Genomic DNA, 15,475 nt, shown 5'->3' on the forward strand with positions numbered 1-15,475 from the left:
GCCAGGCACCCTAGTTGCAGCAGAGTCGCAGCAGGGTCACGGCAGGGTCACGGCAGGGGGAAGCTGCGCACCTTGCCGCCCGGTCGCTGGCCGGGCTCGGTGCCCACGAGCACCTCGGTGGTGGCCCACAGCCGTCCGCCGGCGATCTCGAGGTCACCGGGCATCGTGACCCGGCGCAGGGTGGTCGGCTTCGAGGAGCCCGCCAGCACCCGCACGATGCGGCCGCCGAAGAGCTCGGCGACGTAGAGGTCGCCGTTGCCGGCGACCGCCAGGCCGGTCGCGCTCAGCAGGCCGCGCACGACCCGCGTCGTGTCGCCGCTGAGGCGGTCGATGCGGTGCACCGAGCCCAGGCGACCGACGCTGCCGTCCTCGGGACCGCCGGGCAGCGAGGTCACGTAGAGGTCTCCGCCCGGGCCGACCTCGACGTCGGTGGGCACCGCCTCGAAGCGGTAGCGCGAGCCGACGGTGCAGGCCGGCAGGCCGTTGGCGCGCGCGACCTTCTTGGTCACCTTCGCCACCGCCGGGGGCACGACCGCCACGGTGGAGACGTCACCGTCGCGGTCGATCGCGAGCACGGCGTTGGCGCCCGCGTCGGCGACGTACACGGTGTCGCCGATGCTGGTCGTCGCGTAGGGGTGGGTCTCGACGACCCCGTCGTAGCGCGCTGGGCCGACGTACTCCGGCAGCTTGGCCTCGCACTTCCTGCGCAGGTCGGTGAAGCCGTAGGTCACGTCGCCGTCGGGGTTGTTGCGGCGCTCGTGGCGGCCGAGGTCGGCCAGCGCGCGGTCGGTGCCGTTGCGCCTGACCTGGCGGACCAGGCCCGACTCGTTGTGCCCGCGGGAGACGGCGTACGTCACGACGCCCCGGCGCACCGAGACGGCGCCGACCTCTCCGCCGCGGTCGGCCCGGGCGACCAGCTTCCGCTTCCCGCCGGGCCCGATCCGGGTCAGCAGCCCGGCGAAGTTCTGCGAGACGTGCACGACCCCGCGCTCGGTGACGGCGAGGCTCAGCGGGGTCATCAGGCCGTGCGCCTCGGGGCGCGCGGACGGGTCGGGGGCGGCCGCGGTCGCGGCTGGGGCCAGCACGGAGCCGGTGGCCAGCGCGCCGAGCGCCGGGGCGAGCACGAGGGCCGAGACGAGACGGTTCATGGGGGTTCCTCCACGGTCGGGTGGAGGGGGCCTCCACGCTCAAGGTCGACTCGATGGTGGACCTCGGCGGCCGCGGTGGCATGCCCAGTTGTGGGGAACCGGTGTTGCGCTACCTCGGGTCGGCGTCGTACGCCGCGAGCAGCCGGTCGGCGGCGACCGTGGCGGGCAGCTCGCCGGCGAGCACCGCGGCGCGGACCTCGTCGCGCACCCCGCGCACCCCCGGCGAGAGCCGCAGGCGCTGGTCGAGCTCGTCGCGCACCATCGCCCAGGTGAAGTCGAGCTGCTGCTCGGCGCGCTTGGCGAGCAGCCCCTCGTCGCCGAGGTGGTCGCGGTGGGCCAGCACCCGCTCCCACAGGTCGTCGACGCCGATGTCCTCCAGCGCCGAGCAGGTCACCACGGGCGGGGCCCACTCCCCCTTGCCGCGCACCATCCGCAGGGCGCCGGCCAGGTCGCGGGCCGCGGCGCGCGCCTCCTGGGCGCGGTCGCCGTCGGCCTTGTTGACCGCGATCACGTCGGCGATCTCGAGGATGCCCTTCTTGATGCCCTGCAGCTGGTCGCCGGTGCGGGCCAGGGTCAGGAACAGGAACGTGTCGACCATGCCGGCCACGGTCACCTCCGACTGGCCCACGCCGACGGTCTCGACGAGCACGACGTCGTAGCCGGCGGCCTCGAGCACCGCCATCGCCTGCACGGTGGCGCGGGCGACGCCGCCCAGGGTGCCGGCCGAGGGCGAGGGCCGGATGAAGGCGTCGGGGTCGGTGGCCAGGCGGCCCATCCGGGTCTTGTCGCCCAGCACCGAGCCCCCGGTGCGCACGCTGGAGGGGTCGACGGCCAGCACGCCCACCCGGTGCCCGGCGGCGGTGAGCCGGGTGCCGAGGGCCTCGATGAAGGTGGACTTGCCGACCCCGGGCACGCCCGAGATCCCCACCCGCACCACGTCGCCGCGGCCCGACTCGTCGGCCAGGGCGGTGAGCAGCTCGCGCGCCTGCAGCCGGTGCTGCGGGCGCGAGGACTCCACCAGGGTGATCGCCTGCGACACCGCCGCCCGGCGACCCTCGCGGATGCCGGCGACCAGCGCCGCGACGCGGTCCTCTGCCACGCCGCTCCTCAGTGGCCGAGCGCGTCGCGGAGCTTGGCGAGCAGCGACAGCGCCGACTCGGCGATGACGGTGCCGGGCAGGAACACCTCGGCGGCTCCCATCTCGCGCAGCGTCGGGACGTCGTCGGGCGGGATCACCCCGCCGATGACGACCATGATGTCGGGGCGGCCCTGCTCGGCCAGCGCCTCGCGCAGCGCCGGCAGCAGCGCGAGGTGGCCGGCGGCCAGCGAGCTGACGCCGACGATGTGCACGTCGGCGTCGACGGCCTGCTGGGCGACCTCCTCGGGCGTGGAGAACAGCGGCCCCACGTCGACGTCGAAGCCCATGTCGGCGAACGCGGAGACGATCACCTTCTGGCCGCGGTCGTGGCCGTCCTGGCCCATCTTGGCCACCAGGATGCGCGGGCGACGGCCCTCGGCCTCCTCGAACTCCTCGGTGGCCTCGAGCACCTGGGTGACCAGGCTGCCGCCCTCGCCGGCGTTGGCGGACTCGTCACGGAACACGCCGCTGATCGTACGGATCACGGCCTGGTGGCGGCCGTAGACCTTCTCCAGGGCGTCGGAGATCTCGCCGACGGTCGCCTTCGCGCGGGCCGCGTCGACGGCCAGCGCGAGCAGGTTGCCCTCGAGCGAGCCCTGGCGCGGGCCCTGCTCGGCCGAGCGGGTCAGCGCCTCGAGCGCCGAGCGGACGTCGTCGTCGTTGCGCTCGGCGCGCAGCCGCTCGAGCTTGGCGACCTGCTGGCGGTAGACGTCGTCGTTGTCGACGCGCAGCACGTCGAGCTTGTCCTCGGCGGCCAGGCGGTAGGTGTTGACGCCGATGAGCTTCTGCGCGCCGGAGTCGAGGCGCGCCTGGGTGCGGGCGGCCGCCTCCTCGATGCGCATCTTCGGGATGCCCTGCTCGATGGCCTTGGCCATGCCGCCGGCCTTCTCGGCCTCCTGGATGTGCGCCCAGGCCCGCTCGGCGAGGTCGTGGGTGAGCCGCTCGACGTAGTACGAGCCCGCCCACGGGTCGATCGTGCCGGTGGTGCCGCTCTCCTGCTGCAGCAGCAGCTGGGTGTTGCGGGCGATGCGGGCGGAGAAGTCGGTCGGCAGCGCGATCGCCTCGTCGAGGGCGTTGGTGTGCAGCGACTGGGTGTGGCCCTGGGTGGAGGCCATCGCCTCGATGCAGGTGCGCTGGACGTTGTTGAAGACGTCCTGGGCGGTCAGGCTCCAGCCGGAGGTCTGCGAGTGGGTGCGCAGCGAGAGCGACTTGGGGTTCTGCGGGTCGAACTGGCGCACCAGCCGCGCCCACAGCGCCCGGGCCGCGCGCATCTTGGCGACCTCCATGTAGAAGTTCATCCCGATCGCCCAGAAGAACGACAGGCGCGGGGCGAACTGGTCGATGCTCATCCCCGTCTCGAGGCCGGCGCGGATGTACTCCACGCCGTCGGCCAGCGTGTAGGCCAGCTCGAGGTCGTTGGTCGCCCCGGCCTCCTGGATGTGGTAGCCGGAGATCGAGATCGAGTTGAAGCGGGGCATCTTCGCAGAGGTGTAGCTGAAGATGTCGGAGATGATCCGCATCGACGGCGCCGGCGGGTAGATGTAGGTGTTGCGGACCATGAACTCCTTGAGGATGTCGTTCTGGATGGTCCCCGCGAGCTGCTCCGGCGCCACCCCCTGCTCCTCGGCGGCGGCGATGTAGAGCGCCAGCACCGGCAGCACCGCGCCGTTCATGGTCATCGACACCGACATCTTGTCCAGCGGGATGCCGTCGAAGAGGGTCCGGGCGTCGTAGATCGAGTCGATCGCGACGCCGGCCATGCCGACGTCGCCGCGCACCCGCGGGTGGTCGGAGTCGTAGCCGCGGTGGGTGGCCAGGTCGAAGGCGACCGAGAGGCCCTTCTGGCCCGCGGCCAGGTTGCGCCGGTAGAACGCGTTGGACTCCTCGGCGGTGGAGAAGCCGGCGTACTGCCGGATGGTCCACGGCTGGGTCGTGTACATCGTCGGGTAGGGCCCGCGCAGGAACGGGCTCAGGCCCGGCAGCGTGTCGAGCGCGTCGAGGCCGTCGAGGTCCTCGGGGCCGTAGGACGTCTTGATCTGGATGCCCTCGGGCGCGGTCCACAGGTCGTGGGCCGGGGTGCCGGTCGAGGGCGCCGGACCGTCGCCGGTCAGCGGCAGGTCGCGGAAGGACTTCGGGATGCTCATGCCAGCGCCTCTCGGGTGCGGGTCAGGAAGGCGAGGGCGTCGACGCCGGTCGCGCAGGAGTCGTCGGCCCACTCGCGGGGCTTGCCGGCCACGACGACGCGGGTGGCCCCCGCGGCGCGCAGGGCCTCCGCGGCCGCCTGGCCCCACTCGTCGTACGCCGCGTCGGCGCCGGCCAGGCACGCCACGGTGTGCCCGTCGAGCGCGGCCGCGAGGTCGTCGGGGCCGTCGGTGGCCCCGGCCACGTCGACCGCGACGCCGCCGGCGGCCAGCAGGTTGGTGGCGAAGGTGGCGCGCGCGGTGTGCGCGGCGACCGGGCCCATGGTGGCCAGCAGCACGCGGGCGGCGGGCGGCTCGTCGCGCATCGCCTCGAAGGCCGCGCCGTAGGAGCGGACCCCGGCCCAGCCGTCGTACGGCTCGCGCTCGGGCAGCTCCTCGGCCAGGTTCGGGAACTCGGTGAGCCCGGTCAGCGGGCGCTCGCGGGTGGCGACCTGCTGGTCGCGCCGCTCGACGGTGCGGGCCACCAGCTCCTCGAGCGCCTGCTCGTCGGGGCCCTCGGGGGTGTCGAGCCGCCCGAGCACCTCCCACGAGGCGCGGGCGAGGTCGTCGGTGAGCTTCTCGACGGCGTACGAGCCGCCGGCGGGGTCGGCCACGTGGGCGACGTGCGCCTCGTCGATGAGCAGGTGCGAGGTGTTGCGCGCGATCCGGCGCCCGAAGGCGTCGGGGCGCCCGAGGGGCGCGTCGAAGGGCAGCACGGTGACGGCGTCGGCGCCGCCCACGCCCGCGGCGAAGGCGGCCACGGTGGTGCGCAGCATGTTCACCCAGGGGTCGTAGCGGCTCATCATCGGCCGGCTGGTGACGGCGTGCACCCGCTGGGCGGCGCCGCTCGTGGCGCCGCTGAGCTCGAGCACCCGGGCCCAGAGCCGGCGGGCGGCGCGCAGCTTGGCGATCGAGGCGAACTGCTCGTCGGTGACGGCGTAGCGCAGCTCGACGAGGCCGGCGGCGTCGTCGACGTTCATGCCGGCCTCGGTGAGCACCCGCAGCACCCGGGCCGCGGCGGCCATCGACCAGCCCAGCTCCTGGGCGTCGGAGGCGCCCCGGTCGTGCACGGCGGTGCCGTCGACGACCACGCCGAGCACGCCGCGCTCGGCGGCGAGGCGGGCCACGGCCACGAGGTCGTCGGCCGGGGCGGTGGCGCTGGCGCCGAGGTTGGTGCCGGCGGGCAGGTCGGTGTCGCCGACGAGGGCCAGGAACGCCTCGGCGACCGAGAGCGGGGCCGTCGGCGCGTCGAGGACGACCGGGGCCAGGTCGACCAGCACGCCGTCGAGGAGCACCCCCAGGTCGGTGTCGGCGTCGGCCTCGACCCACACCGAGGTGACCCCGCCCTCGAGGTCGACCAGCAGCGCCTCGTTGCCGGCCTTCGCGGGCCCGGCGGCCAGGTGGGCGCGCACGTCCCAGTCGCCGGCCCGGGCCGGCCGCCCGGCGGTGAGCAGGTCGTCGAGCAGCGAGGCGGTGCCCAGCGGGGTGACGGGGATGTCGTCGAGCGTGGTGCGGGTCAGCTTCTCCCAGACCAGCGAGTCGGGGTCGTCCTCGCGCATCCGGCGCGACTTGCGCAGCACCGCCGCCGTCGCCTTCTCCCAGTCGGCCGGCTGCCAGTCGTCGTCGGGTCCGAGCAGCTCCAGCGAGCCCTGCTCCGGCTCCAGGCCGGTGGGCTCGTCGAGTCCGCCCTCCACGGCACCTTCGGGTGAGGTCATGACGCGAACCCTAGGAGTCCCGCGTGGCCTCGGCCACAGAGTGTGATGTTTTCCGCGCCGCCGACCCCGCCGACCCGGCCCGAATGTCGCGCTGACCCGGCCCAGACTTCCCACCGAGTCGGCCCGGACTTCTCCCGGGCGAGGTTCGGGCCGGGTCACTGCGAGATCCAGGCCGGGTCAGCTCGAAGTATGGGCCGGGTCGGCGGGGCGCCACGTGGCGTTCGCCCGGCCGTCACCTCGGCGTGGCCAGGGGGTCCGGCGGCGGGTGGAGGGTGGGGGTGTGCGGATCCTGCTGGTGACCGAGACCTTCTTCCCGGCGAGCGACGCGACCACCACGACCGTCAAGGCGCTGGCCGACCGGCTCATCGACCGCGGCCACGAGGTGCGGTTCGTGGCACCGGCGCCGGGGCTGCGCTGCTACCGCGGCAGTGCGGTCGTGCGGATCAGCCCGCTGGCGCAGCCCGGCGCCCAGGTGCATGCCGCCGTCGAGGCCTTCCGTCCCGACGTGGTGGTCGCCACCAGCCCCGCGACCACTCCCGGCGGCCTGGGCCGCAAGGCGCTCAAGCACGCCCGCGCCGCGGGGGTGCGCACCGTGGTCCTGCAGCAGCAGCCGGTGCCCGACCTGGCGTGGGACTACTGGCGCACCCGGGTCGCCGACCGCGCCGACACGGTGGTGGTGACCGCGTCGTGGATGTCGGCGCGCCTGGAGTCGTTGGGGGTGCGCACCACCACGTGGCTGCCCGGCGTCGACACCGACGCGTTCACCCCGGCCCTGCGCGACGAGTGGCTGCACCGGCACTGGTCGCGGGCGTCGTCGAAGGACGGCCCGCTGGTGGTGGTCGGCTTCGTCGGCAGCCTGCACAAGCGTCACGGCGTACGACGGCTCGCGGCGCTGGCGCAGGTGCCCGGCATCCGGCCGGTCATCATCGGCGAGGGCCCGCAGCGCGAGTGGCTGCGCAGCCGCCTGCCCGGCGCCAAGCTCACCGGCACCCTGGCCACCGGCGACCTTTCGGTGGCGCTGGCCAGCACCGACCTGGTGGTCCACCCCGGCGAGGCCGAGACCTGCTCGCACGCACCGCGCGAGGCCGGCGCCAGCGGCGTACCGGTCGTGGCGCCCCGCGCCGGCGGCGCGCTCGAGGTGGTGCGCCACCTCGAGACGGGCCTCCTGCACGAGCCCGGCGACGCCCACGCCCTGGCCCGTGCGGTGGCAGCCGTGGCCGCCGACCCGCGCCGCTCGCTGCTGGGTGCACGCGCCCGGGAGGTCGCGGCCCGGCGCACCTGGACGGTCGCCGTCGATGAGCTCGAGGCCCTGCTCCGACCCGGCGCGGGCGCCCGCGCAGCGGGTTAGGGTACCCTCACCCAGCGATCGCGCAAGCCCCCGGAGGGGCATTTGTCACACTCCCGGCGACCGAACGTCCCCGTGCCGGGAGGTAACGTGACCGCCGTGGCAACCTCGACTCTCGTCAGAGGAGCGCGCGCTTCGCGCTCGACGATCACCCTGAAGATCATGATGGCCGGCAGCGGAGCGCTGTTCATCCTCTACGTCCTCGCGCACATGTACGGCAACCTCAAGGCGTTCTCGGGAGAGAGCGCCTTCAACGAGTACGCCGAGCACCTGCGCGAGCTGGGGCAGCCGCTGCTGCCCTACTCCGGCTTCCTGTGGCTGTTCCGCGCGGCGCTGATCATCGCGCTCGTGGTGCACGTCTACGCCGCCGTCGTGCTGTGGAAGCGCGCCCAGGCGGCCCGGCCGGTCAAGTACGAGGTGAGCAAGCGACGCAACTCCTCCTTCTCCTCGCGCACCATGCGCTGGGGCGGGCTGACGCTGCTGCTCTTCCTGGTCTGGCACCTGCTGAACTTCACGATCGTCAAGATCAACCCGACCGGCGGGGAGACCAACAACCCCTACCAGCTGATGGTCGACACCTTCGGCGTGTGGTGGATGACGCTCATCTACCTCGCCGCGATGGCCGCGCTCGGCCTGCACCTGCACCACGGCACCTTCAGCGCCGCCCAGACGCTCGGCTGGACCAACACCGCCGCGTCCCGCACCCGCGCGCGCACCGCCGGCTGGGTGCTGGCGGTCGTGGTCGCCGGCGGCTTCTCGCTGGTGCCCCTCTTCACGCTCTTCGGCGTCATCGACTAAGGGAGATCGACTCATGGCATCCACCGCAGACGTCAGTGGCCTGACCGTCCTCAACGGCCCTCCCGAGCAGCGCTCCGACGACGCCCACGGCTACTACACGCCGGCGCCCGAGAAGCTCGTCGACGCCAAGGCGCCCACCGGCCTGATCAAGGACCGCTGGACCACCCGCAAGATGGACAACCGGCTGGTCAACCCCGCCAACCGCCGCAAGCTCGACATCATCATCGTCGGCACCGGCCTGGCCGGCGGCGCGGCCGCGGCCACCCTCGGCGAGGCCGGCTACAACGTGAAGTCCTTCTGCTACCAGGACTCCCCGCGCCGGGCGCACTCGATCGCCGCCCAGGGCGGCATCAACGCGGCCAAGAACTACAAGGAGGACGGCGACTCCACCTACCGCCTCTTCTACGACACCGTGAAGGGCGGCGACTACCGCTCGCGGGAGTCGAACGTCTACCGCCTGGCCGAGGTCAGCGCCAACATCATCGACCAGTGCGTCGCCCAGGGCGTCCCCTTCGCCCGCGACTACGGCGGCCTGCTCGACAACCGCTCCTTCGGCGGCGTGCAGGTCTCGCGCACCTTCTACGCCCGCGGGCAGACCGGCCAGCAGCTGCTGATCGGCGCCTACCAGGCGATGGAGCGCCAGGTCGCGGCCGGCACGGTCACCCAGTACACCCGCCACGAGATGCTCGAGGTCATCGTCGTCGACGGCAAGGCGCGCGGGATCATCGCCCGCGACCTGGTCACCGGCGAGATCGAGACCCACCTGGCCGACGTGGTGGTGCTGGCCTCCGGCGGCTACGGCAACGTCTTCTACCTCTCCACCAACGCGATGGGCTCCAACGTCACCGCGACGTGGCGCGCGCACCGCAAGGGCGCCTACATGGCCAACCCCTGCTACACGCAGATCCACCCCACGTGCATCCCGGTCTCCGGCGACCACCAGTCGAAGCTGACGCTGATGTCGGAGTCGCTGCGCAACGACGGCCGGATCTGGGTGCCGAAGAACAAGGAGGACTGCACCAAGGACCCGCGCGACATCCCCGAGGAGGACCGCGACTACTACCTGGAGCGGATCTACCCCTCGTTCGGCAACCTGGTGCCCCGCGACATCGCCTCGCGCCAGGCCAAGAACATGTGCGACGAGGGTCGCGGCGTGGGCCCGATGGTCGGCGACTTCCGGCGCGGCGTCTACCTCGACTTCGCCGACGCGATCGCCCGCCTGGGCGAGGACGCGGTGCGCGAGAAGTACGACAACCTCTTCGACATGTACGAGCGGATCACGGGCGAGAACCCCTACGAGGTCCCGATGCGGATCTACCCCGCCGTGCACTACGTCATGGGCGGCCTGTGGGTCGACTACGACCTGCAGTCCAACATCCCCGGCCTCTTCGTGACCGGCGAGGCGAACTTCTCCGACCACGGCGCCAACCGCCTCGGCGCCTCGGCGCTGATGCAGGGCCTGGCCGACGGCTACTTCGTGCTGCCGAACACCATCCGCGACTACCTCGCCGACGGCCCGTTCGAGCAGGTCGACGAGGCGCACCCTGCTGTGGTCGAGGCGCGCACCTCGGTGCAGGAGCGCATCGACAAGTTCCTCTCGATCGGTGGCTCCCGCTCCGCGGACTCCTTCCACAAGGAGCTCGGCAACATCATGTGGGAGTACTGCGGCATGGAGCGCTCCGAGGAGGGCCTGCGCAAGGCCATCGACATGATCCGCGAGCTCAAGGCGGAGTTCTGGAGCAACCTGAAGGTGCTCGGCACCGCCGACTCCCTCAACCAGAGCCTCGAGAAGGCCGGCCGCGTGGCCGACTTCATCGAGCTCGGCGAGCTGATGTGCATCGACGCCCTGAACCGGCGCGAGTCGTGCGGCGGCCACTTCCGCGCCGAGTCGCAGACCGAGGACGGCGAGGCGCTGCGCCACGACGAGGAGTTCGCCTACGTCGCGGCCTGGGAGTTCGGCGGCGAGGGCGGCCAGCCCGTGCTGCACAAGGAAGACCTGATCTACACCGCCATCGAGATGAAGCAGCGGAGCTACAAGTGAACCTCACTCTCAAGATCTGGCGTCAGAAGGACGCCCAGTCGTCCGGCTCGATGCAGTCGTACGCCGTCGAGGGCATCTCGGAGGACATGTCGTTCCTGGAGATGCTCGACACGCTCAACGAGCAGCTCAACGAGCGCGGCGAGGAGCCGGTCGCCTTCGACCACGACTGCCGCGAGGGCATCTGCGGGTCCTGCGACCTGATGATCAACGGCCAGGCGCACGGCCCCGAGGTCACCACGACCTGCCAGCTGCACATGCGCTCGTTCTCGGACGGCCAGACCATCACGATCGAGCCGTGGCGCGCGGGCGCGTTCCCGGTCGTCAAGGACCTCATCGTCGACCGGTCGGCCTTCGACCGGATCATCCAGTCCGGCGGCTACATCTCGGTCAACACCGGCTCGGCCCCCGAGGCCAACTCGGTGCCGGCCCCGCGTGACAAGGCCATGCGCGCCTTCAACGTCGCCACCTGCATCGGCTGCGGCGCCTGCGTCGCGGCCTGCCCCAACGGCTCGGCCTCGCTGTTCCTGGGTGCGAAGATCACCCACCTCGGCGAGCTCCCGCAGGGCCAGCCCGAGCGGATGGGCCGGGTGGCCAGCATGGTCGCCCAGCACGACGCCGAGGGCTTCGGCGGTTGCACCAACATCGGCGAGTGCACCGCCGCCTGCCCCAAGGAGATCCCGCTCGACGTGATCTCCCAGCTCAACAAGGACCTGCGCGACGCCCTGCGCGCGGGGTACTGAGCAGCAGCGCTACTCCTGACGCCCCGTCTGCCCGGCCTCGGCCGGGGAGGCGGGGCGTTCGGCGTCTCGGACCGCGCGCAGCACCCGCAGGCCCCACACGGTGAAGACGACGGCGAGGGCCACGTTGACCACGATCAGGCCGGTGTGGGCCACCCAGTAGCCCGGCGCCCGCTCCTCCCCCGCCGACCACGCGTTCCACAGGTTCCGCGCGAACATCGTCCAGCTGTAGTAGCCCCAGGCCGCGACGGCGAGCAGGAACCAGCCGTGCTTGCGCTCGAACCGCATGCTCAGCCCTCCCCGCGCCCGCCGAGGCGGCGTACGACGGCCATCAGCGCCAGCGTGGCAGCAGCGCCACCGGCCGCGGCGGTGGCCGGGGAACCGCGGTGAGCGGGCGCCTGCGTCGTGGCGCGTACGCCGTCGGCGTCGGGGCCGCTGGGCAGCGCCGGGCCCTGCACGGGGGCGGGCTCGTCGTCGGGGCGCAGAGCGCGGGCCTCGGGCGAGGTGTGCGCGAAGGCGGCGGCGTAGAGCACCACCCGGCTGAAGTAGTTGATCCACACCACCAGCACCAGCGCGATGCCGAAGGCCTGGAAGGCGGGCTGGCCCTGCGTGGAGGCGATCAGGTAGCCGGACGCCTGCTTGAGGGCCTCGAAGAGCACGGCGCCGAGCAGGGAGGCCTTGACCAGCGAGGTCCTCGGCGCCTGGGGCCTGCCCAGCAGCCGGAACATCGTGAAGAACAGCAGCGCGTTGGCCATCAGGCCCAGTGCGACAGTGAGCAGCTTGACCGCCCACGCCAGCTCCTCGTCGAGCCCGACCCAGCCGAGGATCTCGGTGGAGAACGAGGCCACCAGGCCGGTGAGGGCCACTGCGACCAGCAGGGTCAGCCCGATCACGGCCAGGGTCATCAGGTCGCGCAGCTTGCCCATCACGAAGTTGGGGATGGCCTGCTCGGGCGGCTCGAAGACCGCGAAGAGGGCCAGGCGCAGCGCGGAGATCCAGCCCAGCCCGGCGTAGAGGACACCCAGGAAGCCGGCCACACCGGCGAGGCCGGAGAAGGTGCGGAAGTCCTTGAGCTCGAGCTGGCCCTCGTCGGACCCGATGATGCCTGGGAAGAGCGACTGGATCGCCTCCACGAGCGTCTGGTTGGCACCGGGCCACACGTCGGAGACCACGCCGACCGAGAAGAACGACAGCGCCAGGATCGGGAAGAAGGACAGGAACGCGAAGTAGGTGATCGCGCCGGCGTGCTGACTGGCGCGGGCAGCGCCGTAGTGCGCCTGCATCCGCACCAGGTGGTCGACGAACGGTCGTCGCTCACGGACGTCGCTGGCCCGCTCCTTGAGGGAGGTCACGGCTCACTCCTGCCCGACGGGGCGCTCGGCGAGCGGGAACTCGCGGGTCGGCTGCCAGCCGTGCTGGTGGTCGTGGACGTAGAGGTGGAAGGCGTCGACGTCGAAGCGGCACTCGAAGCGGGACAGGTCCTCGAAGACCTCGTCGAGCACCGGGTCGTCGAGCTCGTGGGCCACCGTCACGTGCGGGTGGTAGGGGAAGGAGAGGTCGACGTCGAGCGGGCCGCGGCGTACGGCGCCCGCCAGCTGCTCGCAGCCGGCGATGCCCTCGGCGACGGCCACGAACACCACCGGCGAGACCGGGCGGAAGGTGCCGGTGCCGCGCAGCCGGACCACGAACGGGTCGACCACGGCCGCGGCCTGCGCCAGGTGCTGCTCGACGTCGGGCACCGCCTCGGCGTCGACCTCGGTCGGTGGGACCAGCGTGATGTGGGTCGGGATCTGGGTGGCGGTGGTGTCACCGATGGCGGTGCGGTAGTCCTGCAGCTCGCTCCCCCAGGGCTCGGGGATGGCGACGGCGACTCCGATCGTGACCACGCCTGCGACCCTAGCGGTCACGAGGTGCGGCTCGGTGCCACGAACCCGACGCGCTGGTAGACGTCGCGCAGGGTGGCCTCGGCGACCGAGCCGGCCTGCTCGGCGCCGCGGCGCAGCACGTCGCTGAGGTGGGCCTGGTCGTCGAGCAGCTCGAGGGTCTTGTCGCGGAACGGCGTCACCACGTCGACCACCACCTCGGCGAGGTCCTTCTTGAGGTCGCCGTAGCCGCGGCCGGCGTACTGCTCGACGAGGTCGGCCACGCCCTCGCCGGTCAGCGCCGAGTAGATGGTGAGCAGGTTGCTCAGGCCCGGCTTGGCGTCGCGGTCGAAGCGGATCTCGTTGTCGGAGTCGGTGACCGCGGAGCGGATCTTCTTCGCGCTCACCGAGGGCTGGTCGAGCAGGTCGATGATGCCGGCGGCCGACGACGCCGACTTCGACATCTTGGCCGTGGGCTCCTGCAGGTCGGCGATCTTGGCGGTCGCCTTGAGGATGTAGGGCTCGGGCAGCCGGAAGGTCTTCTTGTAGCGGTGGTTGAAGCGCTGCGCGAGGTCGCGGGTCAGCTCGAGGTGCTGGCGCTGGTCCTCACCGACCGGCACGAAGTGCGGGCGGTAGAGCAGGATGTCGGCGGCCTGGAGGACGGGGTAGGTGAAGAGGCCGACGCTGGCCGCACCCTCGCCGCCCTTGGCCGACTTGTCCTTGAACTGCGTCATCCGGCGCGCCTCGCCGAAGCCGGTCAGGCACTGCAGCACCCAGCCGAGCTGGGCGTGGGCCGGCACCTGGCTCTGCACGAAGATCGCCGAGCGCTCGGGGTCGATGCCCATGGCGAGCAGCTGGGCGGCCGCGCGCAGGGTCCGCTCGCGCAGCACCTTGGGGTCCTGCTCGACGGTGATCGCGTGCAGGTCGGCGATGAAGAAGAACGGCTGGTGGTCGTGCTGCAGGCCCACCCACTGGCGCAGCGCGCCGAGGTAGTTGCCGAAGTGGAAGGAGTCGGCGGTCGGCTGGATGCCCGAGAGCACGCGCGGACGCGCACCCGAGGGCGGTGCTGCCGGCACGGACACCTCGGGCTGGGTGGTGGCTGCCATGGCGCCATTCTCCCCGACCGCCGCCGAAACCGACTTGCCGGGGTCGGGCGCACGACCGCCCGCGGGTGCGCCTAGCGCTCGAGCAGGTGGGCGCGGCGCGCCACGACGAGCACCACCAGGCCGGCGAGCGCCAGGGCGGCGCCCACGACCAGCGGCGCGCGCAGGCCGTAGCCGGCCGCGATCACCAACCCGCCGAGCCAGGCGCCCAGGGCGTTGCCCATGTTGAGGCTGGCGTGGCTCATCGCCGCGCCCAGGGTCTGGGCGTGCTCGGCGGCGTCCATCAGCCGGGCCATGAAGCCCAGCGCCAGCACCGAGCCGATCACGGTGACCAGGAAGCCGGCCAGGACGGCCCACCAGCCGGTGGGGGCGAGCACGAAGTAGAGCAGCAGCGCCAGCGCCAGGCCCACGGCAGCGCCGCGCAGCGACTTCTCGATCGACCAGTCGACCAGGCGACCGGCGACCACGTTGCCGACGACCATGCCGACGCCCAGCACGAGCAGGAAGACCGCGACGGCCGACTCGGGCAGCCCGCCGACGTCGGTGGTGATCGGCGCGATGTAGGAGACCAGCGCGAAGAGGCCGCCAAAGCCGATCGCCCCGGCCCCGACGGCGTACCAGAGCTGCGGGTGGCGCAGCGCGGCCAGCTCGCGCCGGCCGGTGGCGGTGGCGTCGCCCGGGGTGCTGGGCACGAAGAGCAGGATCAGCACGACGGTGAGCACCGAGACCAGCCCGACCGCGACGTACGCCGCGCGCCAGCCGTAGGCCTGGCCGAGCAGGGTCGCGGCGGGGACGCCGGCCAGGTTGGCGACCGGGATGCCCATCATCACCAGCGCCAGGGCACGCCCACGCCGCTCGGGGCTGACCATGCCGGAGGCCACCAGCGCCGAGACGCCGAAGTAGGCGCCGTGCGGCAGCCCGTCGAGGAAGCGCACGAAGGCCAGCAGGCCGTAGTGGGAGACGGCCGCGCTGAGCAGGTTGAGCACCGCGTAGGCGACCATCAGCCACACCAGCAGCGCGCGCCGGGGCAGCCGCGCCCCCAGCGCGGCCAGGGTCGGGGCGCCGACGACCACGCCCAGGGCGTAGGCCGAGATCAGGTGGCCGGCCTGCGGGATGGTGACCCCGATGCCGCCGGCGATCTGGGGCAGCAGGCCCATGGTCACGAACTCGGTGGTGCCGATCGCGAAGCCACCGGTGGCCAGGGCCACCACGGCCAGCACGAAGCGGGCGCGGGTCACCGGCTCGGCGGCCGGTGCGGCCTGGGCGAGAGCAGTCATGCGAGGGACTTCCGAGACGTGGGAGGGCGAGTCACCATCGTCCAACACCGCGATGGTTTACCGCTATTCCACGACGAGCCCCGGACCGTGACCGGTCCGGGGCTCGTGCGGGGCTCGTGCGGGGCTGGTGC

13 protein-coding genes are annotated in these 15,475 nt (G+C 72.7%); 4 read left to right on the forward strand and 9 right to left on the reverse strand.

Going from position 1 to position 15,475, the window contains the following annotated elements; translation table 11 throughout:
• Window positions 1–47 precede the first annotated feature (47 nt).
• The 4 genes from QWJ41_RS13315 to QWJ41_RS13330 form a co-directional block, all read right to left on the reverse strand.
• Window positions 48–1,148, reverse strand: a complete 1,101-nt coding sequence (locus tag QWJ41_RS13315; protein WP_302708898.1) for a ScyD/ScyE family protein — start codon at window positions 1,146–1,148, stop codon at window positions 48–50.
• A gap of 109 nt (window positions 1,149–1,257) precedes the next feature.
• Entirely contained in the window at window positions 1,258–2,247 is a 990-nt protein-coding gene (gene meaB / locus QWJ41_RS13320) for a methylmalonyl Co-A mutase-associated GTPase MeaB (RefSeq protein ID WP_302708899.1), read from the reverse strand.
• Between the two features lie 8 nt (window positions 2,248–2,255).
• A complete protein-coding gene (gene scpA / locus QWJ41_RS13325; RefSeq protein ID WP_302708900.1) occupies window positions 2,256–4,430 on the reverse strand; it encodes a methylmalonyl-CoA mutase in 2,175 nt (724 codons plus the stop codon).
• Entirely contained in the window at window positions 4,427–6,181 is a 1,755-nt protein-coding gene (locus QWJ41_RS13330; protein WP_302708901.1) for a methylmalonyl-CoA mutase family protein, read from the reverse strand. Before QWJ41_RS13330 ends, scpA begins: the two co-directional genes overlap by 4 nt.
• Window positions 6,182–6,461: 280 nt before the next feature.
• On the opposite strand from QWJ41_RS13330, the gene QWJ41_RS13335 reads away from it, so the two are divergent.
• The 4 genes from QWJ41_RS13335 to QWJ41_RS13350 all read left to right on the forward strand — a co-directional run bounded on the left by QWJ41_RS13335 (window position 6,462) and on the right by QWJ41_RS13350 (window position 11,105).
• Window positions 6,462–7,529, forward strand: coding sequence for a glycosyltransferase (locus tag QWJ41_RS13335; protein WP_302708902.1), 1,068 nt, complete (start codon window positions 6,462–6,464; stop codon window positions 7,527–7,529).
• A 96-nt stretch (window positions 7,530–7,625) separates the two neighbouring features.
• Complete coding sequence (locus QWJ41_RS13340; RefSeq protein ID WP_302708903.1) at window positions 7,626–8,324, forward strand: succinate dehydrogenase cytochrome b subunit; 699 nt, start codon at window positions 7,626–7,628, stop codon at window positions 8,322–8,324.
• A gap of 13 nt (window positions 8,325–8,337) precedes the next feature.
• The gene (locus QWJ41_RS13345; RefSeq protein WP_302708904.1) at window positions 8,338–10,365 is read left to right on the forward strand and encodes a fumarate reductase/succinate dehydrogenase flavoprotein subunit; all 2,028 of its coding nucleotides are present in this window, start codon (window positions 8,338–8,340) and stop codon (window positions 10,363–10,365) included.
• On the forward strand, window positions 10,362–11,105 hold the full coding sequence (locus tag QWJ41_RS13350) for a succinate dehydrogenase/fumarate reductase iron-sulfur subunit (protein WP_193667047.1): 744 nt from the start codon (window positions 10,362–10,364) through the stop codon (window positions 11,103–11,105). The genes QWJ41_RS13345 and QWJ41_RS13350 overlap by 4 nt, the downstream gene beginning before the upstream one ends.
• A gap of 9 nt (window positions 11,106–11,114) precedes the next feature.
• Here the strand turns inward: QWJ41_RS13350 and QWJ41_RS13355 are convergent, their stop codons facing one another.
• The 5 genes from QWJ41_RS13355 to QWJ41_RS13375 all read right to left on the reverse strand — a co-directional run bounded on the left by QWJ41_RS13355 (window position 11,115) and on the right by QWJ41_RS13375 (window position 15,344).
• Window positions 11,115–11,390 (reverse strand): SCO4848 family membrane protein, encoded by a 276-nt coding sequence (locus tag QWJ41_RS13355; protein ID WP_302708905.1) that lies wholly within the window; start codon window positions 11,388–11,390, stop codon window positions 11,115–11,117.
• Window positions 11,391–11,392: 2 nt separating this feature from the next.
• Window positions 11,393–12,454 (reverse strand): YihY/virulence factor BrkB family protein, encoded by a 1,062-nt coding sequence (locus QWJ41_RS13360; protein WP_302708906.1) that lies wholly within the window; start codon window positions 12,452–12,454, stop codon window positions 11,393–11,395.
• Window positions 12,455–12,457: 3 nt separating this feature from the next.
• Window positions 12,458–12,988 (reverse strand): 2'-5' RNA ligase family protein, encoded by a 531-nt coding sequence (locus QWJ41_RS13365; protein ID WP_302708907.1) that lies wholly within the window; start codon window positions 12,986–12,988, stop codon window positions 12,458–12,460.
• 17 nt (window positions 12,989–13,005) lie between these two features.
• Entirely contained in the window at window positions 13,006–14,070 is a 1,065-nt protein-coding gene (trpS, locus tag QWJ41_RS13370; protein WP_302708908.1) for a tryptophan--tRNA ligase, read from the reverse strand.
• 71 nt (window positions 14,071–14,141) lie between these two features.
• On the reverse strand, window positions 14,142–15,344 hold the full coding sequence (locus QWJ41_RS13375) for an MFS transporter (protein ID WP_302708909.1): 1,203 nt from the start codon (window positions 15,342–15,344) through the stop codon (window positions 14,142–14,144).
• Between the last annotated feature and the right edge of the window lie 131 nt (window positions 15,345–15,475).

This window comes from Nocardioides cremeus (genome assembly GCF_030518195.1).
Classification (GTDB): domain Bacteria; phylum Actinomycetota; class Actinomycetes; order Propionibacteriales; family Nocardioidaceae; genus Nocardioides; species Nocardioides cremeus.

What these genes read in the sequence shown, in the direction of transcription:
- QWJ41_RS13315 (WP_302708898.1), bottom strand. Translation starts at nt 1,148, where the DNA reads ATGAACCGTCTCGTCTCGGCCCTCGTGCTCGCCCCGGCGCTCGGCGCG.
- scpA (WP_302708900.1), bottom strand. Translation starts at nt 4,430, where the DNA reads ATGAGCATCCCGAAGTCCTTCCGCGACCTGCCGCTGACCGGCGACGGT.
- QWJ41_RS13330 (WP_302708901.1), bottom strand. Translation starts at nt 6,181, where the DNA reads ATGACCTCACCCGAAGGTGCCGTGGAGGGCGGACTCGACGAGCCCACC.
- QWJ41_RS13345 (WP_302708904.1), top strand. Translation starts at nt 8,338, where the DNA reads ATGGCATCCACCGCAGACGTCAGTGGCCTGACCGTCCTCAACGGCCCT.
- QWJ41_RS13355 (WP_302708905.1), bottom strand. Translation starts at nt 11,390, where the DNA reads ATGCGGTTCGAGCGCAAGCACGGCTGGTTCCTGCTCGCCGTCGCGGCC.
- trpS (WP_302708908.1), bottom strand. Translation starts at nt 14,070, where the DNA reads ATGGCAGCCACCACCCAGCCCGAGGTGTCCGTGCCGGCAGCACCGCCC.
- QWJ41_RS13375 (WP_302708909.1), bottom strand. Translation starts at nt 15,344, where the DNA reads ATGACTGCTCTCGCCCAGGCCGCACCGGCCGCCGAGCCGGTGACCCGC.